The sequence below is a fragment of the Saccharopolyspora sp. 6V genome, assembly GCF_020176785.1.
In the GTDB taxonomy this organism is placed as follows: Bacteria; Actinomycetota; Actinomycetes; order Mycobacteriales; family Pseudonocardiaceae; genus Saccharopolyspora_C; species Saccharopolyspora_C gregorii.
The window spans coordinates 1-20,025 of the sequence record NZ_JAIUKB010000086.1 but is presented as its reverse complement, the minus strand read 5'-3'; the positions used below and the strand labels follow the sequence as shown (position 1 = coordinate 20,025).

At 72.4% G+C, this 20,025-nt stretch carries 17 protein-coding genes; 15 read left to right on the top strand and 2 right to left on the bottom strand.

The window, feature by feature from the left end:
• The first annotated feature begins 52 nt into the window (after window positions 1-52).
• From LCD35_RS17570 to LCD35_RS17520, 11 genes are all read left to right on the top strand, one after another.
• A complete protein-coding gene (locus tag LCD35_RS17570) occupies window positions 53-1,087 on the top strand; it encodes a LacI family DNA-binding transcriptional regulator (RefSeq protein WP_224960679.1) in 1,035 nt (344 codons plus the stop codon).
• Between the two features lie 52 nt (window positions 1,088-1,139).
• The gene (locus LCD35_RS17565) at window positions 1,140-2,798 is read left to right on the top strand and encodes a sodium:solute symporter family protein (protein ID WP_224960677.1); all 1,659 of its coding nucleotides are present in this window, start codon (window positions 1,140-1,142) and stop codon (window positions 2,796-2,798) included.
• Window positions 2,799-2,833: 35 nt separating this feature from the next.
• Window positions 2,834-3,133, top strand: a complete 300-nt coding sequence (locus LCD35_RS17560) for a hypothetical protein (RefSeq protein WP_224960674.1) — start codon at window positions 2,834-2,836, stop codon at window positions 3,131-3,133.
• A 43-nt stretch (window positions 3,134-3,176) separates the two neighbouring features.
• Window positions 3,177-4,334, top strand: coding sequence for a mandelate racemase/muconate lactonizing enzyme family protein (locus LCD35_RS17555; protein ID WP_224960673.1), 1,158 nt, complete (start codon window positions 3,177-3,179; stop codon window positions 4,332-4,334).
• Entirely contained in the window at window positions 4,331-5,374 is a 1,044-nt protein-coding gene (locus LCD35_RS17550) for a zinc-binding dehydrogenase (RefSeq protein ID WP_224960672.1), read from the top strand. Before LCD35_RS17555 ends, LCD35_RS17550 begins: the two co-directional genes overlap by 4 nt.
• A gap of 265 nt (window positions 5,375-5,639) precedes the next feature.
• Window positions 5,640-6,509 (top strand): SMP-30/gluconolactonase/LRE family protein, encoded by an 870-nt coding sequence (locus LCD35_RS17545; RefSeq protein ID WP_224960671.1) that lies wholly within the window; start codon window positions 5,640-5,642, stop codon window positions 6,507-6,509.
• A 139-nt stretch (window positions 6,510-6,648) separates the two neighbouring features.
• Window positions 6,649-7,638 (top strand): LacI family DNA-binding transcriptional regulator, encoded by a 990-nt coding sequence (locus LCD35_RS17540; RefSeq protein WP_224977598.1) that lies wholly within the window; start codon window positions 6,649-6,651, stop codon window positions 7,636-7,638.
• The gene (gene manD, locus LCD35_RS17535) at window positions 7,635-8,855 is read left to right on the top strand and encodes a D-mannonate dehydratase ManD (RefSeq protein WP_224962827.1); all 1,221 of its coding nucleotides are present in this window, start codon (window positions 7,635-7,637) and stop codon (window positions 8,853-8,855) included. Before LCD35_RS17540 ends, manD begins: the two co-directional genes overlap by 4 nt.
• 4 nt (window positions 8,856-8,859) lie before the next feature.
• Complete coding sequence (locus tag LCD35_RS17530) at window positions 8,860-10,338, top strand: mannitol dehydrogenase family protein (protein ID WP_224962829.1); 1,479 nt, start codon at window positions 8,860-8,862, stop codon at window positions 10,336-10,338.
• A gap of 50 nt (window positions 10,339-10,388) precedes the next feature.
• Entirely contained in the window at window positions 10,389-11,735 is a 1,347-nt protein-coding gene (locus tag LCD35_RS17525; protein WP_224962831.1) for an MFS transporter, read from the top strand.
• A 100-nt stretch (window positions 11,736-11,835) separates the two neighbouring features.
• Entirely contained in the window at window positions 11,836-12,789 is a 954-nt protein-coding gene (locus LCD35_RS17520) for a glycosyl hydrolase family 18 protein (protein WP_224962833.1), read from the top strand.
• Between the two features lie 40 nt (window positions 12,790-12,829).
• On the opposite strand, the gene LCD35_RS17515 is transcribed toward LCD35_RS17520, so the two are convergent.
• Window positions 12,830-13,627, bottom strand: a complete 798-nt coding sequence (locus LCD35_RS17515; RefSeq protein ID WP_224962835.1) for a DeoR/GlpR family DNA-binding transcription regulator — start codon at window positions 13,625-13,627, stop codon at window positions 12,830-12,832.
• Between the two features lie 327 nt (window positions 13,628-13,954).
• On the opposite strand from LCD35_RS17515, the gene LCD35_RS17510 reads away from it, so the two are divergent.
• A complete protein-coding gene (locus LCD35_RS17510; RefSeq protein ID WP_224962837.1) occupies window positions 13,955-15,232 on the top strand; it encodes an MFS transporter in 1,278 nt (425 codons plus the stop codon).
• A 331-nt stretch (window positions 15,233-15,563) separates the two neighbouring features.
• On the opposite strand, the gene LCD35_RS17505 is transcribed toward LCD35_RS17510, so the two are convergent.
• The gene (locus tag LCD35_RS17505) at window positions 15,564-16,040 is read right to left on the bottom strand and encodes a hotdog fold domain-containing protein (RefSeq protein WP_225044471.1); all 477 of its coding nucleotides are present in this window, start codon (window positions 16,038-16,040) and stop codon (window positions 15,564-15,566) included.
• A gap of 213 nt (window positions 16,041-16,253) precedes the next feature.
• Between LCD35_RS17505 and LCD35_RS17500 the strand changes: the two genes are divergently transcribed.
• The 3 genes from LCD35_RS17500 (at window position 16,254) to LCD35_RS17490 (ending at window position 19,793) form a co-directional block, all read left to right on the top strand.
• Window positions 16,254-17,249: a 2-hydroxyacid dehydrogenase gene (locus LCD35_RS17500; RefSeq protein WP_224960269.1), complete on the top strand. Its 996-nt coding sequence runs from the start codon at window positions 16,254-16,256 to the stop codon at window positions 17,247-17,249.
• A 75-nt stretch (window positions 17,250-17,324) separates the two neighbouring features.
• Complete coding sequence (locus LCD35_RS17495) at window positions 17,325-18,320, top strand: iron-siderophore ABC transporter substrate-binding protein (RefSeq protein WP_224960271.1); 996 nt, start codon at window positions 17,325-17,327, stop codon at window positions 18,318-18,320.
• A gap of 150 nt (window positions 18,321-18,470) precedes the next feature.
• Complete coding sequence (locus LCD35_RS17490) at window positions 18,471-19,793, top strand: arsenic transporter (RefSeq protein ID WP_374108100.1); 1,323 nt, start codon at window positions 18,471-18,473, stop codon at window positions 19,791-19,793.
• Window positions 19,794-20,025 lie beyond the last annotated feature (232 nt).

Genomic DNA, 20,025 nt, shown 5'->3' with positions numbered 1-20,025 from the left:
AGCGCTAACACTGGCGGCTCGATCACGGCTGGCGGAGGAGCGGGTGCGGGCGATGAGCGGCGAAACCGGTGGTCCGGCGGTCGGTGCGCCCGGCCAGCGGGCTTCCCTCGGCGACGTGGCCCGGCTCGCCGGGGTCTCGCAGATGACCGTCTCCCGCGTCGTCAACGGCACCGGTCCGGTGCGGGCCGAGACGCGGCGCCGCGTGCTCGACGCGGTGGAACACCTCGGCTACCGGCCCAACCCGCACGCCAGGGGACTGGCCACCGGGCGGTCCCGGGTGCTGGGCGTGGTGGCGCTCGACTCGGTGCTGCACGGACCCGCCAGCACCCTGTTCGGCATCGAGAACGCCGCCCGCGAAGCCGGGTTCGCGGTGTCGGTGGCCAGCGTCCGCGAACCGGGCCGCGCCCGCGTCGGCGAAGCCGTCGACGCGCTGCGCGGGCAGGGCGTCGCCGGGATCGTCGTCATCGCGCCGCACGCCGAAACCGGGCGCTCCCTGGACGAACTGCCCGGCGACGTGCCGGTCGTCGCCGTCGCCGACACCGACCAGGCGCCCGTGCCGGTCGTGGCCGTGGACCAGCGCGACGGCGGCCGCCGCGCCACCGAACACCTGCTCTCCCTCGGCCACGACGAGATCTGGCACCTCTCCGGGCCCTGCGGCTGGTTCGAGACCGAAGCCCGCGAACAGGCGTGGCGGGACGCGCTCGCCGCCCACGGCGGCACCGCGCCACCGGTGCTGCGCGGCGACTGGAGCCCGCGCTCCGGCTACGAGGCCGGGCTGGAACTGCTGCGGCACCCGACGGCCTCGGCCGTGTTCGCCGCCAACGACCAGATGGCGCTCGGCCTGCTGCGCGCGCTGTCCGAAGGCGGCCGATCGGTGCCCGGCGACGTGCGGGTCGTCGGTTTCGACGACGTGCCCGAAGCCGCCTACTACTCACCACCGCTGACCACCGTGCGTCAGGACTTCCTCGCGCTGGGGCGCAAGACCTTCGACCAGCTGCTGCGGCTCGTCGAAGGGGAGGACGTACCGGGCCGGGCGATCGTGCGCGCCGAACTCGTCGTGCGCGAGAGCACCGGCCCCATGCGGTGACCTACCCGGCCACCGGATCGACTTCGACGACGAAGACGAGGGGACGAGGACCATGATCAGCGCCGATGGCCTGCGGCTGTCCATGAACTGGATGGACAACCTCATCCTGATCGTCTACTTCGCGGTGGTGCTCGGCATCGCGCTCGCCGCGCGGCGCAGCGTCCGCAACAGCCTGGACTTCTTCCTCTCCGGCCGATCGCTGCCGGCCTGGGTGACCGGGCTGGCGTTCGTGTCCGCGAACCTCGGCGCCACCGAGATCCTCGGCATGGCCGCCAACGGTGCGCAGTACGGCGCCTACACCATCCACTGGTACCTGATCGGCGCGATCCCGGCGATGGTGTTCCTCGGCCTGGTGATGATGCCGTTCTACTACAACTCGAAGGTGCGCAGCGTCCCCGAGTTCCTGCTGCTGCGGTTCAGCAGCTCCTCGCACCTGCTCAGCGCTGCGCTGTTCGCCATCGCGTCGGTGCTGATCGCGGGCGTGAACCTGTTCGCGCTGGCCATCGTGCTGCGCGCCCTGCTGGGCTGGCCGCTGCCGCTGTCCATCGGGCTCGCCGGCGTGTTCGTGCTCGCCTACATCATCATCGGCGGGCTGTCCTCGGCGATCTACAACGAGGTGCTGCAGTTCTTCGTGATCGTCGCCGCGCTGGTGCCGCTGACCGTGCTCGGGCTCGCCCGCGTCGGCGGCATCGACGGGTTCATCGACCAGGTCTTCGCCGGGCCGGGGCCGGAATTCCTCACCGCGTGGGGCGGAACCGGCTTCGGGCAGGAGAACCCGCTCGGCGCGAACTGGCTCACCATCACCCTCGGGCTCGGGTTCGCGGTGTCCTTCGGGTACTGGACGACGAACTTCGCGGAGGTGCAGCGCTCGCTGTCCGCCCGGAACCTCTCCGCGGCGCGGCGCACCCCGCTGATCGCGGCGTTCCCGAAGATGTTCATCCCGCTGATCGTGGTGCTGCCCGGCATCATCGCGCTGCTGGTGTACCCGCAGATCGGGCAGGGCGCCTACGACTACAACGACGCGATCCCGCTGCTGATGCGGGATCTGCTGCCGAACGGGGTGCTCGGGCTCGCCGTCACCGGGCTGATGGCCTCGTTCATGGCGGGCATGGCCGCGAACGTCTCCAGCTTCAACACCGTGTTCACCACCGACATCTGGCGGCCCTACCTGAAACCGGGGATGCCCGACGAGCACTACCTGCGGGTGGGCCGGGTGATCACCGCGGTCGGGGTGCTGGCCGGGATGGGCACCGCGTTCATCGCGGCCTCGTTCAGCAACATCATGAACTACCTGCAAACCCTGTTCAGCTTCTTCAACGTGCCGCTGTTCGCCACGTTCATCCTCGCGCTGTTCTGGAAGCGGATGACCGCGAAGGCGGGGTTCTGGGGGCTGCTGGCGGGAACGGTGGCGCCGATCAGCTTCTACGTCGCCTACAAGACCGGGATGGTGCCGATCAGCACCGACCAGGGCGCCAACATGATCTCCTCGATGATCGCGTTCACGGTGGACGTCGCGGTGAGCGTGCCGGTGGCGTTGGCCACCGCGCCGAAACCGGACCACGAGCTGCGCGGCCTGGTCTACTCCCGCGCCGCGGCCGCCGACGCCGGTGAGGTGCTGCCCGGCGACTCCGCCTGGTACCGCCGCCCGGCACTGCTCGGCTGGGGCGCGATCGTGCTCGCCGCGCTGTGCTACCTGCCGTTCTCGTTCTGAGTTCTCCCCTGATGTGCAACGGAAAGGAGGCCGCCATGACCGAACCGGAACCGCACGGCAGGCCCGACGAGCACGCCGCCGACGTGGCGGAGCTGGAACGCGGATCCGGCACCGCGGCCCGGCTGTTCGACGTGCGCAGCGTGATCGGCGGGCTGTTCGTCTTCTACGGACTGCTCATCGGCGGGGCCGGGCTGTTCGCCGGTGAAGCCGCGATCGCCAAGGCGCAGGGCATCAACATCAACCTGTGGACCGGGGTGTCGATGCTGCTCGTCGGGGCGTTCTTCCTGCTGTGGCAGCGGATCCGCCCGTTGCGCCACGAACCTCCAGCGGAATGAGCGGGTTCCTCCCGGGCCGCGAACGGATCGGAGAAGACGACGGATGAAGATCAGCCACCTGGACACCTTCGTGCTCGGCACCCCGTGGCGCGACCTCACCTACGTGCGGGTGCACACCGACGACGGGCTCGTCGGCGTCGGCGAGACCCGGATGCTCGGACACACCCAGGCGCTGCTCGGCTACCTGCGCGAAGCCGAACCGCGCCACCTCGTCGGCACCGACCCGTTCGACCTGGAATCGCTGGTGTGGCGGATGAAGCACGGCGACTACGGGCGGGCGGGCGAGATCGCCATGTCCGGCATCGCCTGCGTCGAGATGGCCTGCTGGGACATCATCGGCAAAGCGCTCGGCCAGCCGGTGTGGCGGCTGCTCGGCGGCAAGGTGCGGGACCGGATCAAGGCCTACGCCAACGGCTGGTACACCGTGGAGCGGACGCCCGAGGAATTCCACGCCGCGGCAAGGGAAGTCGTCGACCGCGGGTACCGCGCGCTCAAGTTCGACCCGTTCGGTCCCGGCCGCTGGGAACTGGAGGCCGACGAGCGCCGCCGCTCGGTGTCGCTCGTCGAAGCCGTCCGCGACGCCGTCGGGCCCGACGTGGAACTGCTCGTCGAGATGCACGGCCGGTTCACCCCCGCCGAAGCCGTCCGCATCGCCGGGGAACTCGTGCCGTACTCGCCCAGCTGGATCGAAGAACCCGTGCCACCGGAGAACTTCGCCGCACTGTCCACAGTGGCCGAGAAGGTGGACGTGCCGGTCGCGACCGGGGAACGCGTGCACGACCGCATCGAGTACCGCGAGCTGTTCGAGCGGCGCGCCGCGGACATCATCCAGCCCGACATCGGGCACCTCGGCGGGATCCAGGAGACCCGCAAGCTCGCCGCCACCGCCGAGACGCACTACGTGCTCGTGGCCCCGCACAACGTCGGCGGGCCGGTGCTCACCGCCGCCAACCTGCACCTCGCCGCGGCCACCACCAACTTCAAGATCCAGGAGCACTTCAACGACTTCGCCGACCGGCACGTGCAGCAGGCCGCGCCCGGGCTGCCCGAGGTCGTGGACGGGTACTTCGCGCTGCCCACCGCGCCCGGGCTCGGCGTCGAGCTCGACGTGGACTTCGTGCGCGAGCACCCGCCGGAGAGCGCGCACTTCGACCTCTACGCCCAGGACTGGCAGTTCCGCGGCACCGGGAGCGGCCGGTGACCGCGCGCGCCGTCGTCATCGACCGGCCCGGCGAACTCCGCGTCGCCGCCGCCGACCCCGTCGAACCCGGGCCGGGCGAAGCGCTGGTCCGCATCGCCTGGAGCGGCATCTGCGGCTCCGACCGGGAACTGTTCACCGGCGGGCGACCCGACGGGTTCGTCCGCTACCCGGTGGTGCCCGGGCACGAGTGGTCCGGCACCGTGCTCGCCGTCGGACCGGACGTTCCCGCCGACTACCTCGGGCACCACGTCGTCGGCGAGGGGTTCCGCGGCTGCCAGTCCTGCGACGCGTGCCGGCGCGGCGAGAACAACCTGTGCACCACCGGGTACGCCGAAACCGGGTTCACCTCGCCCGGCGCCTGGTGCGACCACCTGCTGCTGCCCGCGCGGCTGCTGCACGTGCTGCCGCCCGAAGCCGACCTGCGGGCCGCGGCCGTGCTCGAACCCGCCGCCTGCGTCGGCGAGGCGTGCCTGCGGCTCGGCGGTGTCGCCGGGGAGCGGGTGGCCGTCGTCGGCGGCGGCAGCCTCGGCTTGCTCGGCGCGCAGCTGCTCGGCGCCACCGGGCCCGCCGAACTCGTCGTGGTCGAACCCCGCGCCGGGCGGGAGGAGCTCGCCGAGGCGTGCGGGGCCACCGCGGTGCTCACCCCGCTCGAAGCGGTGCGCCGCTGCGGGCGGTTCGACGCGGTGCTGGAGACCGCGGGAACACCGGGCGCCGCCCACCTGGCGACCCGGCTGGCCCGCCGCGGCGGGCGGGTCGCGCTCACCGGGCTGCCGCCGGAATCGGACTCGCTGGTGACCGCGCGGCTCGTCTCCGCGCAGCTCACCCTGCACACCGTGTTCGGCGCGCCGTCGCGGGCCTGGACGCACGTGGTGCGGCTGTTCACCGCCGGGGTGCTGGATCCGGGCCGGATCATCACCCACGAGTTCGACCTGGCGGACGCCGCGACCGCCCTGGATCTGCTCACCGACTCCGGCTCGCAGGTGGGCAAGATCCTCCTGACCCCCGGGTCGGGGAGTGAACGGACCGTTCGTCCCATCTAGTTGGTCGAACGGTCCGTTCACCCGCGGAGTGAGCGAGATCGTCTCGGCGCCGGGAGGAGTGAACGGACTGTTCGTCCCATCTAGTTGGTCGAACGGTCCGTTCACTCGCGAGGTGGGCGGGATCGGTTCGGTGGTCGGGTGAGCAGGGCTGATCCACGTGGGCGGACGGGCCGTGCACCCGGCGCCGGGCCGGGTGGAAGTGGGTGGGCGGTCCGCCCGTCCGGCGGTTGTGGCGAACGGTCGTTCGCTTCGAAGTGGAGGTGCGATGGGTGGGGACGAGCGGTTCCGGGCCGAGCAGGTGACCGGCGCGTGCGCGGAGCACGGGGAAGGGCCCGTGTGGCACGACGGCTGGCCGGGGCTGCGGTGGGTGGACATGCTCGCCGGCGACGTGCTCACCCTGCTGCCGGGCGGCGCGGTGCGGCGGACGCACGTCGCAGCGGTGGTGGCGGCGCTGCGGCCCCGAGCCGGCGGCGGGGCGGTGCTCGCCGTGGAGCGCGGGTTCGCGTTCGCGGACGACGAGCTCACCGACGTCCGGCCATTGAGTCCGTTGTGGACGGACCCGGGCGTGCGGATGAACGAGGGCGGGTGCGACCCGGACGGCCGCTTCTACTGCGGATCGATGGCCTACGACGCGACGCCGGGCGCGGGCGCGCTGCACCGGCTGGACGGCACCGGGAACGTCGAGGTGGTGCTGGCCGGGGTGACGATCTCGAACGGCCTGGCGTGGAGCCCGGACGGCACGACCGCCTACTACGCGGACACCCCGACGCAGCGGGTGGACGCCTTCGACTACCGCGGCGGCGAGCTCACCCGCCGGCGCGAGCTGGTGCGGATCGCCCCGGAGCTCGGCGCGCCGGACGGGCTGACCGTGGACGCGGCGGGCTGCCCGTGGGTGGCGCTGTGGGGCGGGGGAGCGGTGCACCGCTACTCGCCGGAGGGCGCGCTGCTGGCGGTGGTGGAGCTGCCGGTCCCGCGCGTCACGGCCTGCACCTTCGGCGGCCCGGACCTCGCGGACCTGTACATCACGACGTCCCGGCAGGAGGTGGACCTGCGCGCGTACCCGGAGTCGGGGGCGCTGTTCGTGGTCCGCGGCGCGGGGCGCGGCCTCCCGGTGGTGCCGTACGTGTCCACATAGGACTACAACACGTGCCCGGTCGGTCACCGGGAGGCGCTCGGCAAGCTCTCGGCAACTCGTTGACAACCTTGCGCAAGATGCCGTTCGATGGCTCGCACCCGCACCGATCACCGGCGACGTGCGGTGTCGAGGAGGAGACGTGGCGGCAACGCTCACCGAGGTCGCGAAGCACGCGGAGGTGGCCCTGTCCACCGCCTCCCGCGCGTTCAGCGAACCCGGCAGGCTCGGCGCGGACACCCTCCGCAAGGTGCTGGCCGCCGCCCAGGAACTCGGCTACGACCCGGGCCGCACCCGCCACCCCGCGCCCCCGCGGGGCGGCACCGTCGCCGTCGTCGTCCCGGACATCGCGAACCCGGTGTTCGGCGCCTTCGTGAAGGCCGCCCAGGCCGAGGGATGGCACCGGTCGCAGACGGTGCTGCTCGCCGACACCGCGTTCGACCCGGACCGGGAGCGCGACGTGCTCGCCCACCTGCGGGGTCGCGCGGACGGGATCGTGGTGTGCTCGCCGCGGCTGGACGCGGAGGAACTGCTGGCGCTGTGCGGGCGGACCCCGGCGGTGCTGGTGAACCGGGCGGCGACCGGGGTCGACTGCGTGCTCTCCGACGCCACCGACGGGCTGCGGCAGGCGGTGGACTACCTGACCGCGCTGGGCCACCGCCACCTCTCCTACGTGCAGGGTTCGACGCGGTCCTGGTCGAACGCGCACCGCCTCGGCATCGTCACCGCGCTCGCCGAGCAGGCGGGTGCGCGGCTGGACGTGCTGGGCCATCAGGCGGAGACGGTGGCGGGCGGGACCGCCGCGGCGGCGGGGGTGCTCGCGGCGGGGGCGACGGCGGTGATCGCGCACAACGACCTGGTGGCGCTCGGCGTCGTCTCCGGCGCCCGCGCGCTGGGCGTGCACGCCCCGGACGGGCTCAGCGTGGTCGGCTTCGACGACATCCCGCTCGCCGAGATCACCCACCCGGCCCTGACCAGCATCGCCGCCCCGATCGAGCGCGCCGGGGCGGTGAGCCTGGAACTGCTGGGCCGTGCCGTCGCCGGGCAGCGGACCCTGCCGCGCACCTTGCGCCTGCCCACCCAGCTCGTGGTGCGCGGCACCACGGGCCCCGTCCGCGAGGAGACCGCATGAGCCGGGACCGCATCGTCGCCGCCGAAGTGCTGCTCACCAGCCCGGGCCGCAACTTCACCACCCTCAAGATCACCACGGCGGACGGCGTCGTCGGCTGGGGCGACGCCACGCTCAACGGCCGCGAACTGGCCGTCGCCGCCTACCTGCGGGACCACGTGGCGCCGCTGCTGATCGGCCGCGACCCGGCGCGCGTCGAGGACACCTGGCAGTACCTGTACCGCGGCGCGTACTGGCGGCGCGGCCCGGTCACGATGACCGCTATCGGCGCGGTGGACCTGGCGCTGTGGGACGTCAAGGGCAAGACCGCGGGGCTGCCGGTGTACCAGCTGCTGGGCGGCGCCGTCCGCGACCGGGTGCTGACCTACACCCACGCCACCGGCTGGGACGTGCCGGAACTGCTGGACTCGGTGGACGCGCGCCGCGCGGAGGGATTCCTGGCGGTGCGGGCGCAAACCGGGGTGCCGGGGCTGGACACCGTCTACGGGGTGCACCGCGGCGGCAGCGGCTACGAGCCCGCCGGTCGCGGTGCCGCCCCGGCCGAGGAGGTGTGGGACACCGCCGCCTACCTGCGGCACGCCCCGCGGGTGCTGTCCGCGGTGCGCGAGCACGTCGGCCCGGAGCTGCACCTGCTGCACGATGCCCACCACCGGCTCACCCCGGGCGAGGCGGCGCGGCTGGGGCGGGCGCTGGAACCGGTGGACCTGTTCTGGCTGGAGGACGTCACCCCGGCCGAGAACCAGGAGGTGCTGCGCCGCGTCCGCGCGCACACCACGGCACCGCTGGCGATCGGCGAGGTGTTCAACACCGTCTGGGAGTGCCAGTCGCTGATCACCGAGCAGCTCATCGACTTCGTGCGCACCTGCGTCACCCACGCCGGAGGCATCACGCACCTGCGGCGCATCGCGGCGCTCGCCGAGCTCTGGCAGGTGCGGCTCGGACCGCACGGGCCGTCCGACGTGTCGCCGGTGGCGCTGGCCGCCTCGCTGCACGTCGGGATGAGCACCCCGAACTTCGCGATCCAGGAGTACATGGGCTACGCCGAGCGGGTGCACGAGGTGTTCCCGCACGCCTGGAGCTACGCCGACGGCCACCTGCACCCCGGCGAGGAACCGGGCCTGGGCGTCACCGTCGACGAGGCCGCCGCCGCGAAGTTCCCGTACGAACCCGCCTACCTGCCCGTCGCGCGCCGCCGCGACGGTTCGATGACGGATTGGTGAGCAGATGACCACGCCCCGGCTCGGCGCCTCCACGGCCCCGGCGCACGCCCTGCTGCGCCCGGCTCCGCCGGAACGCACCGGAATCGTCCACTTGGGACTGGGCAACTTCCACCGCGCGCACCAGGCCGTGCACACCGCCCGAGCGCTCGCGCACACCGACGGGCCGTGGGGAATCCTCGGTGTGGCGGGGAATTCCACCTCCGTGGCCACCGCGATGCGGGAGCAGGAGCTGCGCTACGCCGTGCTCGAATCCTCGCCCGCGGGCAGCACCGCCACCGTTCCCGGCGTGCACACCGGCGCGCTCGTCGCCGCGCACGAGCCGGAGGCGGTGCTCGACGCGATCGCCGCCCCCGACACGCGGATCGTGACGATCACCGTCACCGAGCGCGGCTACACCTACTCCCCGCGCACCCGCTCGCTGGACCTGGATTCCGAGCCGGTGCGCGCCGACCTGCGCGGCGACGCGCCGCCGCGCACCACCACCGGCCGGATCGTGCGCGGCCTGCAACGCCGGATGCGCGCCGGATCCGGGCCGATCACCGTGCTCAGCTGCGACAACCTCGGCGGCAACGGGCGGCAGACCGCGCGGCTGGTGCGGGAGTTCACCGCCGAACTGCCCGCGCCCGAACGCGAGGAGCTGCAGCGCTGGACGGACGCCTCGGTGACCTTCCCGAACAGCATGGTGGACCGCATCGTGCCCGCGACCACCGACGCGCACCGCGCCGAGGTGCGGGAGCTGCTCGGGGTGCGCGACGCGGTGCCGGTGCCCGCCGAACCGTTCAGCATGTGGGTGCTGGAGGACGACTTCGCCGCGGGCCGTCCCGCGTGGGAGCGCTCCGGCGTGCTGTTCGCCGACGACGTCGAGGCCTACGAGCTGCTGAAGTTGCGGCTGCTCAACGGAACCCACTCGCTGATCGCCTACCTGGGCGCGCTCGACGGCTGCGACACGATCCCGGAGGCGATCGCCCGCCCGTTCATCGCCGAGGCCGCCGACCGGGCGCTGCGCGCGGACTACCTGCCGACGCTGGCGGTGCCCGCCGCCGTCGACGCCGAGGACTACATCGCGAGCCTCTTCCAGCGCTGGGCGAACTCGGCGCTGGGCCACCGCACCCGCCAGGTCGGCTCGGACGGTTCGGTCAAGCTCGCCCAGCGGGTGCCGGATCCGGCGCTGGCGCACCTGCGCGCCGGCCGGATGCCGCAGCAGCTGGCGTTGACCGTCGCCGCCTACCTGCGCTGCCTCGGCGGCGGGGCCGACGCGGGTCCGCACGCGGCGGCGATGTCCGACCCGGCACGCGAGTCCATCGTGGACTCGATGCGGCGCGGCGCGTCGTCGAAGTCCACTGTGGGCGAGGTGCTCGGACGCGGGCTGCTCGGCGCGGAACTCGCCGGGCACGCCGACTTCACCGCCCGCGTCGCCGAACTGCTCGACCTCCTCGTCCGGCACGGACCGAAGGCCGCCGCCGCGGCGGCCTGCACCGGCTGAACTCCGACCCGCCCGTCGCACCGCACGCGACCTGATCCATCCGAGGACGCATGGACAGCACCGCAGCACCCGAGAGCGCCCCCGCGCAGCCGCAACCCGACCAGCGCTCGGTGCGCCGCGCGGCCTGGGCCGGCCTGATCGGCACCGCCCTGGAGCAGTACGACTTCGTCATCTACGGCACCGCGTCCGCGCTGGTGTTCAGCGAGCTGTTCTTCCCCGGGATCTCCCCGGCCGCCGGGCTGCTGGCCAGCTTCAGCACCTACGCCGTCGGGTTCGCCGCCCGCCCGCTCGGCGGCCTGATCTTCTCCCGGCTCGGCGACCGGCTGGGCCGCAAGTGGGTGCTGGTGGCGACGCTGCTGCTGATGGGCGGGTCGACGCTGGCCATCGGGCTGCTGCCCACCTTCGACCAGGTGGGGCTGCTCGCGCCGGTGCTGCTGCTGCTGTGCCGCTGCCTGCAGGGGCTCGGCGCGGGAGCCGAGCAGGCCGGGGGAGCGACGCTGCTCACCGAGACCGCCGCGCCCGGGCGCCGCGGGCGGCTCGCCGCGCTGGTGATGACCGGTGCCGCGCTGGGCACCGCCGTCGGCGCGGTCGCGTGGGTGCTGGCGCAGCTGCTGCCGCCGGACCAGCTGATGAGCTGGGGCTGGCGCCTCGTGTTCGCCAGCAGCCTGTTCGTCACCGTCGCCGCCCTGGTACTGCGGCGCAGGCTCGCCGAGAGCCCCGTGTTCCAGGAGCTGCGCGAGCAGGAGGCCGAACCGCGCCGCCCCGTCGCCGAGGTGTTCCGGCGCGGCAGGCGCCCGCTGCTGCTGGTGTTCCTGATGAACCTCGGCGTGAGCACCCAGTCCTACACCTACCAGGTGTTCATGGCCTCCTACCTGGTGTCCTCGGTCGGGGTGGACGCGGACCTGGTGCCGAAGGTGCTGCTGGTCGGTGCCCTGTGCGGCGGGGTCGCCGCGTTCGGCTTCGGCCGCCTGTCCGACCGGTTCGGCCGCAGGCCCGTGTCCGGGCTGATCTTCGCCGCCCTGGTGCTGCTGCCCGGGCCGAGCTTCATCGCGCTGAACACCGGCTCCACCGCGGCGGTCGTGGTGGTGGTCGTGCTCGGCTTCGTGCTGGCCTGCCACGGCCTGGTCGGGGTGCAGATGAGCTACTTCCCCGAGCTGTTCGGCACCCGCTACCGGTACGCGGGCGTCACGCTGGGTCGCGAGTTCTCCTCGATGCTGGGCGGCGGGATCGCGCCGCTGGTGTGCACCGCGCTGGTCGCCGCGTTCGCCGGTTCCTGGATCCCGGTGGCGGTGTACATGTCGGTGGCGGCGCTGGTCAGCGGGTTCGCCACCTGGCTGGCGCCGGAGACGCGGGACCGCGACCTCACCACCGACCGGGACGCGACGGGCGAACGGTAAACGGGAGCGCGTTGCTCCGTTCGTGGCGTTGACCGGCCGGGTCGCGCGGGGTCGAATGGTCCCGCCAGGTGCGCGGGCGAGGGAAACGAGGAATGTGCGGATGAGTCTCCAGTTCCCGGCGCCCCACCGCGTCGGCGTCCGGCGCGCGGTGCTGGTCGCGGCCACCGCGGTCGTGCTGGCCGTGGTGCTCGCGCTCGTCGTGGAGGTGCGGCCGCGGGCCGACGCCGCCGGCGGCGAGCACGCCGCGATGTACTACCAGACCCAGTACGACGGCGACCGCTACGTCTCGCCGCGCGAGCTCACCGACCACGACGTGCCCGTCACCGACCTGATCGTCGGGGCGATCCACCTGAACTCGCCGACCGAGGTGCACCTCAACGACGACCCGCCGGACGACCCCAAGTTCGATCCGATGTGGACGGACCTGGCGGCGGTGCAGGACGAGGGCGTGCGGGTGCTCGGCATGGTCGGCGGAGCCGGGCACGGCAGCTTCCAGCGGCTGGACGCCGAGTTCGACACCTACTACCCGCTGCTGCGGGACCTGGTCGCCGAGCGCCGGCTGGACGGGATCGACCTCAACGTCGAGGAGGAGATGTCCCTGGCGGGCATCGAGCGGGTCATCACCGCGCTGCGCGCCGACTTCGGGCCCGACTTCGTGATCTCGATGGGCCCGGTGGCCAGCGCGCTGTCCGGCGGCGGCAACCTGTCCGGCTTCGACTACGACCGGCTCTACCGGGACGTCGGCGAGGAGATCGCCTTCTTCAACGCCCAGTTCTACAACGGTTGGGGCGATGCTTCGTCCACATCGGACTTCGATGCGATCGTCGAGCGCGGGGTGATCCCCGCCGACCGGATCGCGGTGACGGCGTTGACGAACGGGGGCAACGGCGGTTCCGGCTACGTGGACGCGGCGACGCTGCGGGACGTGCTCGCGGAGCTGCGCGCGAAGTACCCGGAGTTCGGCGGCATCACCGGCTGGGAGTACTTCAACGCCGCTCCGGCCGACGGCACCGACCGCTGGCGGTGGTTGGCGGAACTCGCCCCCGGGGCCTGACCGCACCGCGCCCGGCGAACGGGCCGGGCACCCGCGGTGCTCAGCCGTCCTCCCAGGTCTGGGCGACGGCGTGGACCTGCACGCCGAGGGCCTGGGCCAGCGCGGTTTCGCCGGGTGGCGCCGCGTCGTCGGTGATCAGCGTGTCGTAGCCGCTGAGATCCCCGTACGCGTAGGTGGCGGACCGGCCGAACTTGCTGTTGTCCACGGCCAGCACGGCCCGGTCGGCGGCGGAGACGAAGGCGGCCTTGTTGTCGGCGTACTCCCGCACCGGGTGCGAGAGCCTGCCTTCGTGCACGCAGGTCGCGGTGAGGAACGCGACGTCGATGTGGAACCGGTCGAGCTGGCGCAGCACCTCCAGGCCCGCGCACGACTCGAACTCCGGGTAGAACCGGTCGCCGAGCAGCGTGACCTGCGCGGTCGAGTCGGCCAGCAGGTACGCGACCCGCAGCGAGTTCGTGATCACGTGGTTGTGCTCGCTCTGGCCGAGCAGCCGGGCGAGCGGGAACAGCGTGCTGCCGCAGTCGAGCAGCACGGTGCTGCCGGGGGAGACGTGGTTGCGCAGCTCGTCGCCGATGGCCGTCTTGGCCTCGCGGTGCATGTTCTCCCGGAACTGCAGCGAACTCTCGATGTCCACGGTGGACAGCGCCATGGCGACCGCGCGCCGCTTGTGCAGCAGCTTGCGCTCGTGCAGGTCGTCGAGGTCGCGGTGCATCGTCATCAGGCTGACGCCGAGCCGGGCCGCGAGGTCGTCGATGCGCACCTCCCCGCCCTTGCTGACGTGGCGCAGCACCGCTTGGCGGCGCTGCTCGACTTCCGCCTTGGACTTCCGGATGGACATCGCTCTCCCCTCGGTCCCCTAGTTATCCCACATCCCACCAGGCCCGTGACCCCCTAGTTATCTCATATTTTGCGTGAAGATCTTGAAAAGATCTGAGATATCTAGCATCTTGTTCTCACACACCCGGCTGTCCGCCGCGACCACCGCGACCGGCCGGACGTGCCGCAGTCACCACCGCGAGGCGGTGACCAGGAAAAACATTCGGATCGCCGAGCTCAGGCGCGGGGATCCGGCTCCACCTACCCGGGCACCGAAGCCCGCCAGGAGGTCAGCACCGTGGTATCAACCGGCCACGAACCGCCCGCGTCCGCGTCGTCCGGCGGCGGTATGACGTTCTTCGATCGCATCGGCATCCCGCGAGTCCTGCTCTGGGGCTACGTCGGCATGTTGCTGTTCATGATCGGCGACGGGGTGGAGACCAGTTATCTCTCCACCTACTTCAAGGTCGACCTGGGCTTCGCCGAGTCCAGCGTCGGTGTCGTCTTCACCGTCTACGGCCTCGCCGCGGCCGTCGGCGCCTTCCTCGCCGGTGGCCTGTCCGACCGGTGGGGCCCGCGCAAGGTCATGATGGTGGGCGCCGCGCTGTGGGCGATCTGCCACGTGCTGATGCTCACCATCGGCATCCCCACCAGCAACTACGTGCTGATCCTGCTGACCTACGGCGTCCGCGGCCTCGGTTACCCGCTGTTCGCCTACGGCTTCCTCGTCTGGATCATGGTCGGGGCGCCGGAGAAGCAGATCAGCAAGGCGCTCGGCTGGTACTGGTTCTCCTTCACCATGGGCTACCCGGTCCTCGGTTCCGCCCTGGTCGCCGGGCTCAAGCCGGCGCTCGGCTTCTACCCGACCCTGTGGGTCTCGCTGGCGCTGATCGCCGCCGGTTCGTTCATCGTGTTCACGATGCTCAAGGAGCGCTCCGGGTTCGAGCCGCTGGCCGCCGACGGCTCCAGCATGGTCAAGACCCTGGTCGGCTGCGTGACGATCATGTTCGAGCGGCCGAAGGTCGGCCTCGGCGCCCTCACCCGGCTGATCAACACGACCTCGCAGTTCGGCGTGTGGGTGTTCACCCCGCTGTACCTGATCGAGCAGGTCGGGTTCAACTCCGAAGAGTGGTCCACGCTGCTCATGATCATGATGGGCTCGAACCTGGCCGGCGTGGTCGCCTTCGGTGCCCTCGGCGACCGGTGGAGCAGGCACAAGACCATCGTCTGGTTCGGCGGTGTGCTCGGCGCGGTGTCCTGCCTCGGCCTGTACTACGTGCCGAACGCCGTCGGGCACAGCTACATCCCGGTCGCGATCGTGGTGGCCATCTTCGGCGTCGGCCTCGCCGGTTACGTGCCGCTGCCCCCGCTGATGACCCAGCACGCCCCCGGCCGCAAGGGCCAGGTCATGTCGACCTACACCCTCGGCGCCGGCGCCAGCCAGGCCGTCGGCCCGGCCATCGGCACCGCGTTCATCGGCATCATCGGCATCCAGGGCGTCATGTGGATCTACGCCGTGCTGCACCTGTCCAGCAGCGTGCTCGCCCTGATCATCCGCACCCCCAACGAGGAGGCGCAGCGCGAGGCCGCGGCGCTGCCCGAGGACAACACCGTCGTCGCGCACTGACCTCCCGCACGCCCGTCCGCCGCTGACGCGGTGGCGGAGACCTCGGCGGCTTCCCGGCCGCGGGACCCTTCCCGATCAGGGCGCCACCTGATCGTCGAAGCCCCGCCCGGGGAGCCGCCGAGTTCTTTGTCGTTCTGTGCTCCTGTTGCTCGGGGATGGGGTGGCGGAACCTCAGCGCACTCCTCGCTGCGGGATCGTTTTCACCGGTGGCTCCACCACAGGAGAAAACGCTGTCCTCGCGAGGAGAACGCTGAGAACCCGCGGCGGTGCCGGTTGCTCGGGTGGTCGCTGCTCATCGGCTTCGCCGCTGGCAGGCCGAAAGGTGGGGTGGTCAGGGGGTGGGCTTCTTCTTCGGGGAGACGCGGAGGGTGATGTCCGCGGTGACGACCGGGGTGCCCGCCGTGTCGAGGATGCGCACCGGCACCACCCACTCGGCCGGTTCGTCGCCGGCCTCCGGCAGCGGGTCCAGCTCGGCGATGCCGTGCACGTCGGTCGCGGCCTTCGCCACGTAGCGCACCTGCATCCCGACCGGGATCCAGCGGTGCGTGGCGGGCACGCTCGCCTCGGCGAGCACCCCGGCGGCGATCTCGGCGACGTTGCACGCGGCGATCGCGTGGAAGGTGCCGAGGTGGTTGTGCACCGCGCGGCGCTTCTTCGCCCGCACCTCGCACCGGCCCGGTTCGAGCCGGACGACGTGCGGGCGGACCGTGCGGAAGTACGGGGCGCGCAGGCAGACGCCCCAGGAGAACAGCCTGGTCCCGAGCGGGCGGGGCGAGAGCCTGCGCCACAGCTCCAGCGTCGAGGGCATCGGCGATCTCCTCCAGGTGTGCGGAACGCGGTGATATTACCCGTCGGTAACCTAAGTGCCGGTGCGCCCTCCGGTCAACCCGCGCCACCGTCCACAGCGGACCGCGCCGCGCGTGATCCTCGTCCGCATTCGCCCGAAAAACCCTGCTGGACTGCGAAGATGACCGCGCCGCCCGAGCAGCGGCACCGTCCTCGGTGCCAGTGAGGAGACCGCATGACCACCCCCGGCCTGAACGTCGTCATCGCCGACACCAACCTGCTGCCGCTGCGTGCCGAGATCGACGCCGGACTCCCCGCGGGCACCACCGCGCGCTGGCCCGACCGGCAGGACGACGCCGCGCTGCGCGCCGCGATCGCCGACGCCGACGTCTACGTCTCCGGCGACCTCCCCGCCGAGCTCGCCGCGCACGGCACCCGGCTGAAGCTCGTGCACGCGGCGGGCGCGGGCACCGACGGCATCGCCACCGGCGCGCTGCCCGCCGGGACGGTCGTCGCGAACACCTTCCACCACGAGAAGTCCATCGCCGAGCACGTCGTCGCCGCGACCACCGTCGTCCGCCGCCAACTGCGCGTGCAGGACGCGGCGCTGCGCGAAGGCCGCTGGGCCACCCCGGTCTACGACCAGCGGGCGCCGTGGCTCGACTCGCTCACCGGCGCCACCGTCGGCTTCGTCGGCTTCGGCCACATCGGACAGCTCACCTGGCGGCGGTTCCAGGCCTTCGAAGCCGCGGGCGTCGCCGTCACCCGCCGCGGCGACGTGGACGCCGCCGCCGGAGGGCTGGAGTGGGCCGCCACCATCGACCGGCTGGACGCGCTGCTGGAGACGGCCGACGTCGTGGTGCTCTCCGTCCCGCTGACCGCGGAGACCACCGGGCTGATCGGCGCCGCCGAACTCGCCCGGATGCGCGAGCACGCGGTGCTCGTCAACGTCGGCCGCGGACCCGTCGTCGAGGAACGGGCGCTGTACGAGGCGCTGCGCGACGGCGTGATCGGCGGCGCGGCCATCGACGTCTGGTACGACTACCCGGCGCCCGGCGAGGTGAAGCACCCGAGCGCGCTGCCCTTCCACGAACTCGGCAACGTGCTGATGACCCCGCACTCCTCCGGGCTCACCCGGCAGACCTTCGCCGGGCGCGCGCGGGACGTCGTCGCCAACATCGGGCGGCTGGCCGCCGGGGAACCGCTGCGCAACGTGGTGATCACCGTCTGACGTGTGACCGCCTTCATCTACGGCGGCGCTGATCAGGAAGTTAGGGTAGGCGAAGTTAAGTCCAGAGGAGTTGCCATGCCTGCCCGTCCTCGCGGTGCCGCTCTCGTCACCGCCCTGCTCAGCGCGCTCCTGATCGTCGCGGGCTGCTCGACCGCACCGACCGCACCGACCGCGCCCGGCGGCGACGACGGGTGGGACCCGGTCACCGTGTCCACCGCCTTCGGTGAGGTCACCATCCCGAAGCGGCCGCAGCGGGTCGTCACCCTCGGCTGGGGCGACGCCGAGGTTGCGCTCGCGCTCGGCGTGCAGCCCGTCGGCACCGCGGACTGGCTCGGCGTCGGCGGCGACGGACTGGGGGAGTGGGTGCAGCAGCGCTACGAACCCGCGCCGCCGCCGATGCTCGGCACCCTCGAAGTGAACATGGAACGGCTCGCCGGACTCGCCCCCGACCTGATCCTGGACACCAGGGCCAGCGGCGCGCGGGACCGCTACGACCAGCTCGCCGGGCTCGGCGTGCCCGTGGTCAGCATCCCCGACGGCGCCGAGCAGTACACCACCTCCTGGCAGCAGCAGCTCGACCTGATCGGCACCGCGCTCGGCAAGCAGCAGGAGGCGCAGCGGCTGCGCGCCGACCTGGACGCGAAGTTCGCGCGGGCCAGGCAGGAACACCCCGAGTTCGTCGACGCCACCAACGTCGTCGGCGCGCGCACCGTCCGCGGCTTCGGCGCCTACCGGGCGGGCACCAGCCGGGTCGACTTCATGCGCGCGCTCGGCTTCCGCAACTCGCCGCGGGTGGAGGAACTGGCGACCAGCGCGTTCTCGGTGCCGATCTCGAACGAGCGGCTGGACCTGCTCGACGCGGACCTGACCGTGATGACCACCATCGGCTACGACCCGCAGGACCTCATCGACGACCCGCTGTACCGGTCGGTGCCGTCGGTGCGGGACGGGCGGGACCTGGTGTTCACCGACGAGGTGGTGTCGCAGTCCTTCGCCAGCGCCACCGTCGTCGGCACCTCCTACGCCCTCGACCGCGTCGTGCCGCTGTTCGCGGCGGCCATGCGGCGCTGACCGGCCGGTCCCGGGTGGTCCCGGGCGAGCTGGTGTACTGCTCCGGGCGCCGCGGGTAGGCGTGCGGCGGCGGCCGCGCGGACCTCCCCGGCGGAACGGGACGGATCGGGTCGGCGCGGAGCGCGGCCGCGCGGGAGTGTCGAACTGATGATGACGGTGGTCGCCGGGCTGATCTTCGTGCTCACCCTGGCACTGGTGGTCCGGCGTCCCGGCGGGCTCGGCATCGGGTGGAGCGCCCTGCTCGGCGCGGCGGCCGCGCTGCTGACCGGCGTCGTCGCGCTCTCCGACGTGCCCACCGTGGTCGGGCTGGTGTGGAACGCGACGCTCGCGTTCGTCGCCATCGTGCTCGTCTCGCTGCTGCTCGACGGGTCCGGCTTCTTCGAGTGGGCGGCGCTGCACGTGGCGCGCTGGGGCGGCGGGCGCGGGCGCCGGCTGTTCGTGCTCGTGGTGCTGCTCGGCGCGGCGATCTCGGCGGTGTTCGCCAACGACGGCGCCGCGCTCATCCTCACGCCCATCGTGCTGCAGATCGTGCTGGCGCTGCGGTTCAGCCCGGCCGCCGCCCTCGGGTTCGCGCTCGCCACCGGATTCGTCGCCGACACCGGCAGCCTGCCGCTGGTGGTGTCGAACCTCGTCAACATCGTGTCCGCGGACTTCTTCGGCATCGGGTTCGCCCGCTACGCGGTGGTGATGGTGCCGGTCGGGCTGGTGTCCGTCGCCGCGAGCCTCGCGGTGCTGCTGTGGTACTTCCGCCGCGACATCCCGCGCGAGTACGAGCTGGACGAGCTCGCCGAACCCGCCACCGCGATCCGCGACCGGCTCACCTTCCGCGCCGGGTGGGTCGTGCTGGTGCTGCTGCTGATCGGCTACTTCACGGCCGAACCGCTGGGGATCCCGCTGTCCGCGGTGATCGGCGCGGGCGCGGTGGTGCTGCTGTCCGTCGCGGCGCGGTGGCCCGGCCCCCTCTACCGCGGAGCGGGGGAGCGGCGGATCCCCGTCGGCGCGGTGGTGCGCGAGGCGCCGTGGCAGATCGTGCTGTTCAGCATCGGGATGTACCTGGTCGTCTACGGGCTGCGCAACCAGGGGCTCACCCGGGAGCTCGCCGCGCTGTTCGGCTGGTTCGGCGCGCACGGGGCGCTCAGCGCCGCCGTCGGCACCGGGGTCGTCGTCGCCGTGCTCGCCTCGGTCATGAACAACCTGCCGACCGTGCTCATCGCGGCGCTGGCCATTGCGGGAGCGGGTGCGACCGGGCTGGCGCACGAGGCCATGGTGTACGCCAACGTGATCGGCTCCGACCTGGGGCCGAAGATCACGCCGATCGGGAGCCTCGCCACGCTGCTGTGGCTGCACGTGCTCGACCGCCGGGGGCTGCACGTCGGGTGGGGGCGCTACTTCCGCACCGGCATCGTGCTGACCATCCCCGTGCTGCTGACCACCTTGTTGGCGCTGGCGGCGTGGCTGCTGGTCGTCGGGTGAACTTCAGGCGCTTCGGGGTCGGGTGGCGGAACCGCACTGCCTGCCCTGAACCTGGCCGGCGGGTCCGTGCCCTGTCCTGTCGGCGGCGGAGCCGGTGAGCCAACGACCACGCACCCAGACCGACCACCAGCGGGTTCTCAGCGGTTCCCTCGCGAGGACAGCTTTTTCCCTCGTGGCGGAGCCACTCGGGAAAAAGATCCCGCAGCGCGGGAACCGCTGAGGTTCCGCCACC